This window comes from Fictibacillus norfolkensis, from assembly GCF_014836645.1.
GTDB classification, from domain to species: Bacteria; Bacillota; Bacilli; order Bacillales; family Fictibacillaceae; genus Fictibacillus; species Fictibacillus norfolkensis.
This window is the reverse complement of sequence record NZ_JACSQM010000004.1, coordinates 161,679-174,679: the sequence shown is the minus strand read 5'-3', so window position 1 is coordinate 174,679 and position 13,001 is coordinate 161,679. Positions and strand designations below refer to the sequence as shown.

Here is a 13,001-nt window from a genome sequence, read left to right as displayed (position 1 = left end):
CGTTTTCCCCCTTTACTCTGCGTAAACATGAAGAAGTGCGCTTTCAGGTTCAGCATATTTTGCGTTCTCTGCATATTCTGTAGCTTCATCCACTTCTTTTTGAATTTCTTCAGAAATCTGTTTTTCTAATTCTTCTGTTAAGATATCATTCTCTTTTAAGTAAGCAGCAAACGTATGAATCGGATCTTTTGCTTTTGCTTCTTCAACTTCTTCACGAGTTCGGTACGCACGATCATCATCATCGGATGAGTGAGGCGTTAAACGATAAGCTACTGTTTCAACTAAAGTCGGGCCTTCACCGCGTCTACCGCGATCAGCAGCCTCTTTTACAGCTTCATAAACAGCTAATGGATCATTTCCATCTACCGTTACTCCTGGCATCCCATAACCGATTGCACGATCAGAAACGTTCACACAAGCGAGCTGTTTTGAGATCGGAACAGAGATTGCGTATTTATTGTTCTCACACATAAAGATAACAGGAAGTTTATGAACCGAAGCAAAGTTTGCTCCCTCATGGAAATCTCCTTGGTTTGATGATCCTTCACCAAACGTCGTGAACGTTACAAGGTCTTTTCCTTCCATTCTCCCGCCAAGCGCGATTCCTACAGCATGTGGTACTTGCGTTGTAACCGGCGAAGAACCCGTTACGATGCGAAGCTTTTTAGAACCAAAATGCCCTGGCATCTGGCGGCCGCCGCTGTTAGGATCTTCTGCTTTTGCAAAGCCAGAAAGCATCAGGTCTTTCGCTGTCATACCAAACTGCAAAACAACACCCATGTCGCGGTAGTACGGTAACACAAAATCTTTCTCATTATCTAGCGCCATCGCTGCACCAACTTGTGCTGCTTCTTGACCTTGACAAGAAATAACGAAAGGAATCTTACCAGCGCGGTTCAACAGCCACATACGCTCGTCAATTTTTCTTGCTAATAACATCGTTCTATACATATGGATGACATCTTCATTCGTTAAACCTAATTGTTCATGACGTAATTCTGCCATTTGTTTTACCTCCTTAGAAATGGATCGCTTTTCCTTCAACAGCTAATGCTGCTTCACCAAATACTTCTGATAGAGATGGATGTGGATGGATGGTATGAGCCATCTCCCACGGTGTTGCGTCTAAAACTTTCGCTAAACCGGCTTCAGAGATCATATCCGTTACATGAGGTCCGATCATATGAACACCTAAAAGATCATCAGTGTCTTTGTTTGCAACGATCTTTACAAACCCGTCACTTTCACCATAAACAAGAGCTTTTCCGATCGCTTTAAAAGGAAACTTGCCAACTTTAACGTTAAAGCCTTGGTCTTTTGCTTGTTTCTCAGTCAGACCGACACTTGCCATCTCTGGACTTGAGTAGATACATTTCGAGATATTATCGTAGTTGATCGGTTCAGGCTTCAAGTTAGAAAGGTGTTCTACTGCCGTGATCCCCTCATGCGATGCTACATGCGCAAGCTGAAGTCCTCCGATTACATCTCCAATCGCGTAGATGTGGCTCTCTGCGGTTTGGAAATATTCATTCGTCTCAATGTATCCGTTTTCAACTTTTATTATGGTGTTGTCTAAGCCGATTCCTTCTGTGTTTGCCATACGCCCGACAGAAACTAGCATCTTCTCAGCACTAAATTGTTTTGTCTCGCCTTTATGTTCAGCAGAAATCATCACGCCTTCGCCTTTTTCTAACGTATCAGGAAGGACTTTTGCACTCGTTACGAGCTTAATGCCTTTTTTCTTAAGAACACGCGCCGCTTCTTTCGAAATCTCTTCGTCTTCTGTTGGTACAATTCTGTCAGCATATTCAAGTACGGTTACTTCCACACCAAGATCATTGAGCATAGACGCCCATTCAATCCCGATTACCCCACCACCGACGATGATGATTGATGCTGGTAAAGACTCCATCTCTAATGCTTCATCACTAGACATTACGAGATTTCCGTCGATCTCTAACCCTGGTAACGAACGTGGTCTAGATCCTGTTGCAATAATTACGTTTTGCGGGATTAAAATCTCATTTTCTGTACCATCATTAAACTCAACAGAAATCGTGCCTGGCATCGGTGAAAAGATGGATGGTCCAAGGATACGTCCGATTCCTTCATAGACTTCGATCTTTCCTTTTTTCATCAAACTTTGTACACCCATGTGTAGTTGATTTACAATGGATTGCTTTCGTTCTTGCATCTTGGAAAAGTTCAAGCCAAGCCCTTCGATCTCAACACCAAAGTCTGCAGCTTTTTTGGCTGTTTTGTATACTTCAGCACTTCTTAACAAAGCTTTGCTCGGTATACATCCTCTATGTAAGCAAGTACCTCCAAGCTTTCCTTTTTCAACTACTGCAACGGTTTTTCCTAATTGAGCAGCTCGGATGGCAGCTACATAGCCGCCAGTCCCTCCGCCCAATATGACCAAATCAAAATCTTTTGACATAAGCTCATATCTCCTTTTGCTGTTAGTTAGTCCAGTGACACTCTAGCAATGGTTTTTCCGCCAGGGTAAACTTTTGCTGTTTCTTCTTCTCTTAATACACGAAGGCCACCTTCTGCTAACGCTTGAAGCTCATTCTCTCCCGGCTGAATGATACAATCAGAAACCCATTCAACTCGGTCTGTTATCTTCTTAACAAATTCTTTTCCGAAAGCGAGACCGCCTGTTAAGATGATCGCATCGACTTGTCCATAAAGAACGGTACTTGCTGATCCGATCTCTTTTGCGACTTGATAAGCCATCGCGTCATAGATAAGCTCAGCTTTTTTGTCACCGTTCTCGATTCTTTCTTCAACAGTCCTTGCATCGTTTGTTCCCAGGTAAGCAACAAGACCACCTTGGCCAACTAGCTTCTTCATCACTTCTTCTGCATAAAACTCACCAGAGAAGCAGAGTGAAACCAAATCACCTATCGGAACAGTGCCTGCACGTTCAGGAGAGAAAGGTCCCTCTCCATGCAGTCCGTTGTTTACATCGATCACTCTTCCGTCCTTGTGGACACCTACCGTGATCCCTCCGCCCATGTGAACGACAATAAGCCGTAGAGCTTCGTAAGATTTATTCAACTGTTTCGCTACACGTCGCGCAACAGCCTTTTGATTAAGCGCGTGAAAAATACTCTTTCTTTCCATTTCGGGAACACCCGAAATTCTTGCGATCTCATCCATCTCATCGACAACTACTGGATCTACGATAAAAGAAGGAATATTTAAACCTTCTGCTATTTCGAATGCCAAAATTCCACCTAGATTTGAAGCATGTTCGCCAGCGTAACCATTTTTTAGATCCTTGAGCATCGGTTCATTAACACTGTACGTACCACCTTCGATCGGTCTTAACAAACCGCCACGGCCGACCACACAACTCAGTTTTGAAATATTGATGCCTTCGTAGTCTAGAGCTTCTAAGATCGTTTCTTTTCTAAAAGTGTACTGATCAATAACAGAATCAAACGAATGGATGGTTTCTGTATCATGACGGATCGTTTTTTCAAATACTGGCCGTTCGTTATCAAAAATTCCAATCTTAGTAGAGGTTGACCCCGGATTGATCACTAGTATGCGAAATTCTTTTTGATGCACGTTTCAAACCTCCATTGATACGAACTCTTAACGAGATCGGTTAGACAAGATATGTCTTTCGTTTAATAGGAACTGACTTCTAGACATTCTCATGCGTTCGATACGCTCTTCTGCAAGGCGATCTGCTGCTAGATACGTCGGGATGTTATCACGTTTTGATATCTCGATAACACTCCCGATGTTGTCATAGATTGTTTCTACTTTTTTCATAGCACGATCACGGTTGTAGCCGTTAAGCTCATCAGCTACATTGATAACTCCACCAGCGTTGATTACATAGTCTGGTGCATAAACGATTCCCATCTCATGAATCGCATCACCGTGACGCGTTTCTTTAAGCTGGTTGTTTGCAGCTCCTGCAATTACTTTTGCTTTAATCTGAGGAATCGTATCATCGTTAATAATAGCTCCTAGTGCACATGGCGCAAAGATATCACAATCTACGCTGTAGATCTCATCGATCTCAACAGCTGTAGCTCCGAAATCTGTAACCGCGCGTTGTACAGCTTCTTTATTAATATCTGTAACGATCAATGATGCGCCTTCTTCGTGTAGGTGCTTACATAGTGTATAAGCAACATGTCCAACACCTTGAACAGCGATCACTTTTCCTTCTAGAGAATCTGTACCAAATGCTTCCATCGCTGCTGCTTTCATACCACGGTATACACCGTAAGCCGTTACTGGAGATGGATTACCGCTTGAACCGAAAGCAGGTGATACACCCGTAACGAATTGTGTTTCTTGGTAGATAAGGTCCATGTCTTCAACCGTTGTACCCACATCTTCTGCTGTAATATAACGACCATTAAGTCCTTGAATATAACGACCGAACGCACGGAACATTTCTTCATTCTTGTCTTTCTTTGGATCACCGATGATTACTGTTTTTCCGCCGCCAAGGTTCAATCCTGCAGCTGCGTTCTTATAAGTCATGCCTTTAGCAAGTCTAAGTGCATCTTCAATCGCTGCATCTTCTGTTTCATACGTCCACATTCTTGTTCCCCCAAGTGCAGGTCCCAATGTCGTATCATGAATACAGATAATTGCTTTTAGTCCAGATTGTTTATCTTGGCAGATCACCATTTGCTCATAATCGTAAGTTTCCATATATTTAAAAATTTCCATTGTGTTTTTTCCTCCTAAGATTTAATTATCAGTGATGACTGAGTTTACAGCTAAAGCGATTGAATAATATTTACTTTCTGCTGAATCCGCTCTGGATGTTAGAACGATTGGCGCTTTAGCTCCACATATTACTGCTCCAACTTTTGCTCGAGCAAAGTAGATCAGAGATTTATACAATACATTTCCTGTTTCAATATTAGGAACAAGAAGGATGTCAGCATTGCCTGCAACACTTCCCGTGATTCCTTTGTGAGCTGCAGCTTCCTTTGATATTGCATTATCTAAGGCTAAAGGACCTTCTACAATACCACCCTGAATTTGATTCCTAAGGTTCATAACCGTCAGACTCGCTGCATCCAATGTGGCTTGCATAGCGGGATTGACATTCTCTACTGCAGCAAGAACAGCAGCTTTCGGAACTTCCACACCCGTTCTGACCGCAAAATCGATAGCATTTTGTAGAATCTGAACTTTTTGATTAAGATCAGGCTCTATGTTCATGGCAGCATCCGTAATAAAGATTAATTTTTCAAATCCTTCTACTTCGAATGCAGCAACATGTGATAGCACTTTGCCTGTACGGAGACCGAATTCTTTATTTAAAACTGCTTTTAAAAGGGCAGACGTTGAGATGAGCCCTTTCATTAAAATATCAGCGTCTCCATCATGAACGGCTCTTACCGCTTTTAATGCAGCCGAAGCAGTATCGGTAGGAACAACTTTAATTCCCTCTAACGAAACATCTGCGTTTCTTTCTAACCAGTCAGAAATTTTGTTACCATTTCCAAACAGAATAAAGTGGGCGAGCCCTTCTTTGTACGATTTCAGTATGCTTTCCAAAACCTCCTGATCCCCAGCTTCTGCCACTGCGATGACCGGTTTCTCTTGTTGATTTTTGGCTCGGCTCACCAAGTTTTGTAAATGCATGCTATCCCCCCCTTGTTAACCGCTTTATTAACAATGCAATTTTCATGCCAACTATTAAACGTGTTATAAAAGTCGATATCCTTACACAGATATGCAATAATTTGCAAATGTGTTGCAATATTTTGCGTGAAATTATTTGCGCAGTTTTTCGTCAAGATCATATTTTTCTAATTTATAATAAAAATTCCGAAGTGAAATACCTAATGATTTAGCTGTTTTCGTTTTATTGCCACGAAACCTCTCTATAGCTTCTGTTAAAATACGTTTTTCAACCGCATCCATTTGTTCAGCTAAGCTCTTTTCATTATCAGTCGTATCGGACATATCTTTCAGATGAACATCCTTTTTCTTCGATGGTTCTATAGATAACAGCGAAATATGACTTCGATTGATCTGTGAATCAGTAAGACTCATGTGGATGATCGCTCTGCCTAATACGTTTTCAAGTTCTCTAACATTTCCCGGCCAATGATACGCTAATAAAAAGTCCTCTGCATCCTTGCTGATATAATCAATGTTTCTTCCATAGTCTTGATTTAGCTTCTGCAGGAGGTGATATGCTAAGAGCAAAATATCATTGTTCCTCGCTCTTAATGGCGGAATATAAATCGGCATCCTGTTGAGTCTGTAGTACAAATCCTGCCTGAACGTACCATCTGCGATCATTTTTTCAAGGTTAACATTGGTTGCGGCGATCACACGGACGTTGATCGGAATGGCTTTCGTCCCACCAACACGTCTAATTTCATTCTCTTGGAGAACACGCAACAGTTTAGCTTGTGTGTTCTGAGACAACTCACCCACCTCATCTAAAAAGATGCTTCCGCCGTTGGACTCTTCAAACAGACCTCTTTTCCCACCTCTTAACGCACCAGAAAAAGCTCCTTCTTCATAGCCAAACAGTTCACTCTCTAATAACGATTCAGACAGCGCTGCACAGTTGACGCGTATAAACTTATTAAACTTTCTGCTGCTCGCATTATGTATCGCATGAGCAAAAAGTTCTTTTCCCGTTCCAGATTCACCACGAAGCAGAACGGTCGCAGGAGTAGAAGCAGCAAGCTTCGCCTGATCGATCGCAAAACTCATCTCTTCTGATGAACCAATAATATCTTCAAATGAATATTTAGCTTCTAGTGTCCGAATGATCTGTCTTGCACGGTTGAGTTCTTCTGTAAGTCCTTTTATTTCAGATACATCGTGAATAACACCTACACTGCCTTTTAATAGACCATCCACGATAACAGGCGCAACATTAACAATCACATCTTTCCGGTTTGGCCCAACTCGTAATCGGGCACCTCTCACAGGTTTTCTTGTTTTTAGAACCTGCATGTGTATACTCTCACCTTCAGATATATCGGTTGTTGCCGGTTTTCCAATCACTTGCTCGGCTGTGTATCCTGTGAGCCTCGTATAAGCAGGATTGATCATGATCCCTTTTCCTTCTTCATCAACTACAGATATAGCTTCCTCAGAAGATTGGATGATCGATCTTAACATCGTTTGGATGCTCTTTAAATTCGTTACTTCTTCTGCCAGATCCACGATTTCTGTAATATCTTTAAAAACAGCAAACGCGCCAAGCTTTCGACCTTGGTGATTTAGGATCGGTGTCCTTGTTGTATAGATTTTAGTGCCATTCGCTAAAATTTGTTCTTGATTAACTTCTTCTATGCCTGAGTCCATAACTCTAGGAAGCTGACTATTAGGCATAACTTCTAGAATGGATTTACCTACAGCTTCCTCTTTCGATAAACTTGTCATCTTCTCAGCACTCTTGTTAAATATGGTGATCGTTAAATCTTGATCGATCACAATCATGCCATCATGTGTATTATCTAATATTGTTTTGAGTTGTTGCAGATGGCTGATGTCTTTTTTATTTTTCGTTTCGTCAGATATGGTTAACAAAAATCGAAACTGTGTTGTAGTCAATCTTCCCGACATTGGATATTTGGTTTCGTTTAGCAGATCTGCCGTTTCTTTAAGTGAATCTGAATAAACGATTACATCAATTACCTCATCTGGTGCCGATGAATATGTAAAAGTTGGAGTGTTATTAAATTTGGCCGGCAACGATTGAAGAGGTTCTTGAAAGATAGCTGCAAGTTCAAAAAGTTCGGATTGATTGATCTCTTGAACCAATTCAATTTCTTCTTGCGTTGCCAACAATACGATCCTTTGCAACAATTAGCCCACCTTTTTATTATAACATGCAATATTTTTCACATACTCATCATAGCTCACCATGAAAGGGTTTGCAAACTTATTTTGCATCGACAATATTTTTAACTTTATGTACAATAAGACGAGTAGAGGAGTGAAATTCTTCATGAGCAGATATGCAGCATTAGTGATTGTGTTAATACCTGGAATCATGGCCGTCATGGGAATAAAATGGATGAGAGACACGTTATTCGGAGTTTTACAATTTCCGTTTCCATACTTATGGCTACAGTTCATTGCAGGATTATTAAGCTTCTTAGCAGGGTTAGCTTTTGTTGGCGGGTTTATCTTTTACAGAGACCGCAAAAGAAATAAAGTACAGTTAAAATACAGAAAAAAATAACCATCTCAGTTAAGAGAGATGGTTATTTTTTGTAGGTAAGTATTTATACCATGACCCTATGTTCGATTCGAAGCTTATCCGCGACCATCGCGATGAACTCTGAATTCGTAGGTTTCGCTTTTGACATTGAAACTGTATAGCCGAACAATGACGAGATGCTATCTATGTTCCCACGGCTCCATGCTACTTCGATCGCATGACGTATAGCACGTTCAACACGGCTTGATGTTGTATTGAATTTTTTTGCGATATCTGGATAAAGAACCTTTGTGATAGATCCTAATAGTTCAATATCATTGTATACCATAGAGATCGCTTCTCTTAAATACATGTATCCTTTAATATGAGCAGGAACCCCGATCTCATGAATAATACTTGTGATACTCGCATCCAGATTGCGTGGTTTATTGTTAATTGTAGATTGGAAATTATTTCGATTACTTCCGGACGCACGCTGAACAGTTGATTTTTCTGCTCCACAGATCTGACGGATCTGACTCGCAAGGTTGTCCATATCGAATGGCTTTAAGATAAAGTATGATGCACCTAGGTCTACGGCTTTTTTCGTTACATCTTCCTGACCAAACGCCGTTAACATGATAACATTCGGCTGAGGCAGATCATCGCTAGACCTGATTTTCTCCAGCACCGCTAATCCATCTAAATGAGGCATGATAATATCAAGAACTAAAACATCAGGATCTTTATTCTCTAAAACGGACAAACATTCTTGACCGTTGTAAGCTACCCCAATTACCTCCATATCATCTTGACTTGAAAGATACTCCCTCAAAAGACTAATCAGTTCACGGTTATCATCAGCTAGACAAACTTTAATTTTTTGCACCATTATTTCCTCCCCATCCAACAATTTCTTGTTTTTCCCAATGTAATATTTCAACAATAAATCTTAAATCCCTTTATTTTGTTTTAAATTTTTTAAAATTATTTTGTTTTTGTAGCAGATAGAGCTGTTTTCTTCAATTTACTTTGAATTTCGACAGTTATTATATTTTCAGGATCATTTTTGTCGAATTTTCTTTATATCCCTCATTATACAAAATTTTCATAGGATTGTCTAAATTATCTAAAAGTAAATGGAAATAAACCTAGCACCAATTCCTATTTATATGTGTTCAAAATAAAAAAAACCGGTGAGATTTCCACCGGCTTTAAAAGTTAACTCGCTTGTTTTGCTTCTTTATAAATATTTACACCTGCTTCATCAAGCATCCACTCGATATGGACGCCATACCCCGAAGTTGGATCATTTACAAACACGTGTGTAACTGCTCCAATAATTCTTCCGTTCTGAATGATTGGACTGCCGCTCATACCTTGAACGATTCCACCGGTAATTTTTAAAAGCTCGGGATCTGTAATCTTAATGACCATTCCCTTTGTAGCGGGAAACTTTTGTGGAACAGAGCTTACGACATCAACATCGAACTCTCGAACCTTCGATCCGTTAACGACAGTTAAAATCTTCGCTGGACCTTTTTTTACCTGATGAGATAAGGCGATTGGCAGTGGTTTATTCCAGTCCCCATTCGATAATTCATCGTTTAACTTTCCAAAAATCCCAAAAGGGCTATTTTTTGAAATGTCCCCTAAAACTCTTTGATCGTTGGAAAAACGCGCCAGCTTTTCTCCAGGATGACCGTTAGATCCTTTTTCTATGGAAGTTACGGTAGATCCGAGGATTTCCCCATTGTTTACCTTGATTGGCTTTTTAGTATCCATATCTGAAATAACATGACCGAGTGCCCCATATTTAAATGACGCTGGATCAAAAAAAGTAAGTGTTCCTACGCCCGCTGCTGAGTCGCGAATATATAGTCCAATGCGATAAGACTGATCATTCTTGTCCTGCAGAGGAGTAAGTGTTTTATGAAACGTTTTACCATCTCGAATGATGGTTACATCTAAAGGACTTGAAGTTTCCCCAGACTGTTTAACAAATGGGCTTACATCTCCCATTTTTTTAATATTTTTTCCGTTAATTTTGGTAATAATATCTCCTACTTGAATATCGGCAATTTCACCTGGAGATTGTTTCCCTGAAGTTGTATTTACGAGGTGATGTCCCACAATCAATACCCCTAGAGTATTTAATTTCACTCCTATTGATTGTCCACCAGGTACAACCTTAAGATCAGATAAAACTTTTACATTCATCTTCTTTATGGGAAAACTTGCTGCTTCGAGAGTTGCCATGCTATCACCGTTTGTTTTGGCTTGTATCGAAACTTTATGGTCGCTTTCCATTGCGGTCGTATAAATGTTCGTTTCTTCCTGCTTCATGTTTGTTCCAACAGGAAGAGCTTGTAAGACATACTGTCCTTCAAAAAAGGTAATCGATTCAGGCAGTGCTACATATTCTCGCACAGGAGACAAAAAACCGATTCCCACTAAACTTCCAAGGAGAATAACGCCGATCATTCGCCGAAGTAAATCCTTATACATCATACACTCTCCTCGCTCCTAGCTCACACCCTCACCATGGCTGTACCTTTAATTTAGCCTACGGACCATGAGTTTATAACCTAGAAAAAAGAAAAAGCTATTCCTTAAATGGATAGCTTTTTCATGAATAAAGTTTTATGATGTCTTTTTAATTGACGCTGCAAGCTCTAATAATTCTTGAGCATGTTGCCTCGTAAGGTCAGTAATCTCAACACCAGAGATCATTCTGCCTATCTCATTTACTTTTTCATCCGTTTTTAATGTTAGGACCTTTGTAACCGTTCTTCCATGACGTGTGTCCTTAGAGATATGAAGATGCGTGTCAGACATCGCTGCAACTTGTGGAAGGTGAGAAATACAAAGTACTTGTGAACCGACAGAAACTTTATAGATCTTTTCCGCTATCGCTTGAGCAACTCTTCCAGAGACTCCTGTATCTACTTCATCAAAGATAATGGCGGTAATTCCTTGATTTTCAGAAAAAATGGTTTTCAATGCTAGAATAATTCTGGAAAGCTCCCCGCCAGATGCTACTTTTGATAGTGGTTTAAGGGGTTCTCCAGGATTCGGAGAGATATAAAATTCTACAGAATCCACTCCAGTTCTTAAAAACTGATTATCCTCAATCCGCTTCATTACGACTTCGAATTTGGTTTTTTCCATATATAGTTCTTTAAGCTGTTGCTGTATGCTGTTCCTTAAGACTTTAGCGGTCTCCGATCTCCGCTTAGTCAGTTTTTTCCCTGATACCTCAAGTTTAGCAATGAGCTTATCCTGCTTTTTCTTAAGTTCTTCGATATGATTATCTTTGTTCTGAATGAGTTCTAACTCTTTTTTAATCTTTTCACTATAATCGATCATTTCTTTTACTGAAGAACCGTATTTGCGTTTAAGCTTACTTAGTTCATCAAGACGTGATTCGATGCTGTTAAGCCTTTCCGGGTTGTATTCTAATGAATCAAACATATCCCGAATCTTATATGTAAGCTCTTCAAGTACATAAAAGCTGTTTCCAAATTGCTCTTCGTCGGCTATTAATGATTCATCAAGTGCTGCGACCTGCGAAAAATCAGCTAGTGCACTAGAGACAAGTTCAAGCGCTTTTCCTTCACCATAAAGATTATGATAAGCATCCTGAAGAGAGCCATGAATTCTCTCAAAATTCGAAAGCATTCTTTTTTCTTCCTCAAGCTTAACATCCTCATCAGGAATGAGGTTGCTACCCGATATCTCTTGGTACTGATATTGTAGCAAGTCTATTCTCTGCGCGATCTCTTGTTCGTTTCTAGAGAGCTCAGAAAGCTGCTTGTTGATTTCTTTGTAGTCCCTGAATGTTGATTCGTACGATATCAACTCTTGTTTAAAATCCTTATCACCAAAACTATCGAGTAAAAAAAGATGCTTGTCAGGCTGCATTAAATATTGCGTTTCATGCTGCCCATGAATATCTACTAATGCCTGTCCGATCTCCTTAAGAACAGACAGCGTAACAAGCTTTCCGTTTACTCTGCAAATGCTTTTTCCGTTCTCCGTTATATCCCTTTTAAGCACGACCATCTCATCTTCATCTGAAATCGCAATTCCAAATTCCTCACATTTATCATATACACGATGACCTGGATGAATATGAAACAAACCTTCGATTTCCGCTTTTTGAGTACCATAGCGTACAAATTCCGTAGAGCCGCGGCCACCAATCAGAAGTCCGATCGCATCGATGATGATGGACTTTCCTGCACCGGTTTCACCCGTTAATACGGTTAACCCTTTACTAAAAGAAACACTCAGAGAGTCAATAATAGCAAAATTACGAATACTTAATTCTGCCAGCAATTACATCACACCTTATTTTAAAAATTACAGCATATCTAAAAATCGCTGCGAAACATCTGCACTAACTTCTTTAGAACGACAAATAATTAAGATTGTATCATCGCCACAGATCGTTCCCATTAAATCTTCCCAATCTAGCTTATCAATTAACGCTCCAATGGCATTTGCATTACCAGGAAGTGTTTTCATGATAATCAGGTGATCTGCATAATCAATACTAATAAAGCTGTCAGTCAGTGTTCTTTTTAACTTCTGCAGTGGATTGAACCTTTGGTCAGCCGGAAGACTATATTTATAGCGACCATCGTTCATCGGTACTTTCACAAGATGCAGTTCTTTAATGTCACGCGAAACTGTTGCTTGCGTTACATTAAAATTGGCTTTCTTAAGTAGTTCCACTAAGTCATCTTGTGTTTCAATATCATGATTGCTGATCATTTCACGTATTTTAATATGTCGTTGTCCTTTATTCACTCGTGATTCCACCTCAATTTAC

The 13,001-nt window shown here is 40.0% G+C and carries 11 protein-coding genes; 1 reads left to right on the top strand and 10 read right to left on the bottom strand.

From position 1 onward, the window contains the following. Nucleotides 1-12: 12 nt before the first annotated feature. From H9648_RS11035 to H9648_RS11010, 6 genes are all read right to left on the bottom strand, one after another. Nucleotides 13-1,005, bottom strand: coding sequence for a thiamine pyrophosphate-dependent dehydrogenase E1 component subunit alpha (locus tag H9648_RS11035; protein WP_191753880.1), 993 nt, complete (start codon nt 1,003-1,005; stop codon nt 13-15). Nucleotides 1,006-1,018: 13 nt separating this feature from the next. Then, nucleotides 1,019-2,440 (bottom strand): dihydrolipoyl dehydrogenase, encoded by a 1,422-nt coding sequence (gene lpdA, locus H9648_RS11030; RefSeq protein WP_191753879.1) that lies wholly within the window; start codon nt 2,438-2,440, stop codon nt 1,019-1,021. Nucleotides 2,441-2,466: 26 nt separating this feature from the next. Then, complete coding sequence (gene buk / locus H9648_RS11025; protein ID WP_191753878.1) at nt 2,467-3,579, bottom strand: butyrate kinase; 1,113 nt, start codon at nt 3,577-3,579, stop codon at nt 2,467-2,469. Nucleotides 3,580-3,606: 27 nt separating this feature from the next. Next, nucleotides 3,607-4,707, bottom strand: a complete 1,101-nt coding sequence (bcd, locus tag H9648_RS11020) for a branched-chain amino acid dehydrogenase (protein WP_191753877.1) — start codon at nt 4,705-4,707, stop codon at nt 3,607-3,609. A 21-nt stretch (nt 4,708-4,728) separates the two neighbouring features. After that, entirely contained in the window at nt 4,729-5,634 is a 906-nt protein-coding gene (yqiS, locus tag H9648_RS11015; protein ID WP_191753876.1) for a phosphate butyryltransferase, read from the bottom strand. Between the two features lie 132 nt (nt 5,635-5,766). Continuing rightward, nucleotides 5,767-7,824: a sigma 54-interacting transcriptional regulator gene (locus tag H9648_RS11010; RefSeq protein WP_404825676.1), complete on the bottom strand. Its 2,058-nt coding sequence runs from the start codon at nt 7,822-7,824 to the stop codon at nt 5,767-5,769. Nucleotides 7,825-7,969: 145 nt separating this feature from the next. Here H9648_RS11010 and H9648_RS11005 point away from each other — a divergent pair, with 145 nt between their 5' ends. Beyond that, on the top strand, nt 7,970-8,206 hold the full coding sequence (locus H9648_RS11005) for a DUF2627 domain-containing protein (protein ID WP_137788941.1): 237 nt from the start codon (nt 7,970-7,972) through the stop codon (nt 8,204-8,206). A 43-nt stretch (nt 8,207-8,249) separates the two neighbouring features. On the opposite strand, the gene spo0A is transcribed toward H9648_RS11005, so the two are convergent. From spo0A to ahrC, 4 genes are all read right to left on the bottom strand, one after another. Further along, on the bottom strand, nt 8,250-9,053 hold the full coding sequence (spo0A, locus tag H9648_RS11000; protein WP_191754075.1) for a sporulation transcription factor Spo0A: 804 nt from the start codon (nt 9,051-9,053) through the stop codon (nt 8,250-8,252). A gap of 332 nt (nt 9,054-9,385) precedes the next feature. Next, nucleotides 9,386-10,672: a SpoIVB peptidase gene (spoIVB, locus tag H9648_RS10995; RefSeq protein WP_191754074.1), complete on the bottom strand. Its 1,287-nt coding sequence runs from the start codon at nt 10,670-10,672 to the stop codon at nt 9,386-9,388. Nucleotides 10,673-10,807: 135 nt separating this feature from the next. Then, entirely contained in the window at nt 10,808-12,505 is a 1,698-nt protein-coding gene (gene recN / locus H9648_RS10990) for a DNA repair protein RecN (protein WP_191753875.1), read from the bottom strand. Between the two features lie 24 nt (nt 12,506-12,529). Next, nucleotides 12,530-12,979, bottom strand: a complete 450-nt coding sequence (ahrC, locus tag H9648_RS10985; RefSeq protein ID WP_066396006.1) for a transcriptional regulator AhrC/ArgR — start codon at nt 12,977-12,979, stop codon at nt 12,530-12,532. Nucleotides 12,980-13,001: the final 22 nt, after the last annotated feature.

Excerpts from the sequence above, each read along its gene's own strand:
- spoIVB (WP_191754074.1), bottom strand. The coding sequence starts at position 10,672 with ATGTATAAGGATTTACTTCGGCGAATGATCGGCGTTATTCTCCTTGGA.
- bcd (WP_191753877.1), bottom strand. The coding sequence starts at position 4,707 with ATGGAAATTTTTAAATATATGGAAACTTACGATTATGAGCAAATGGTG.
- H9648_RS11035 (WP_191753880.1), bottom strand. The coding sequence starts at position 1,005 with ATGGCAGAATTACGTCATGAACAATTAGGTTTAACGAATGAAGATGTC.
- lpdA (WP_191753879.1), bottom strand. The coding sequence starts at position 2,440 with ATGTCAAAAGATTTTGATTTGGTCATATTGGGCGGAGGGACTGGCGGC.
- H9648_RS11005 (WP_137788941.1), top strand. The coding sequence starts at position 7,970 with ATGAGCAGATATGCAGCATTAGTGATTGTGTTAATACCTGGAATCATG.
- yqiS (WP_191753876.1), bottom strand. The coding sequence starts at position 5,634 with ATGCATTTACAAAACTTGGTGAGCCGAGCCAAAAATCAACAAGAGAAA.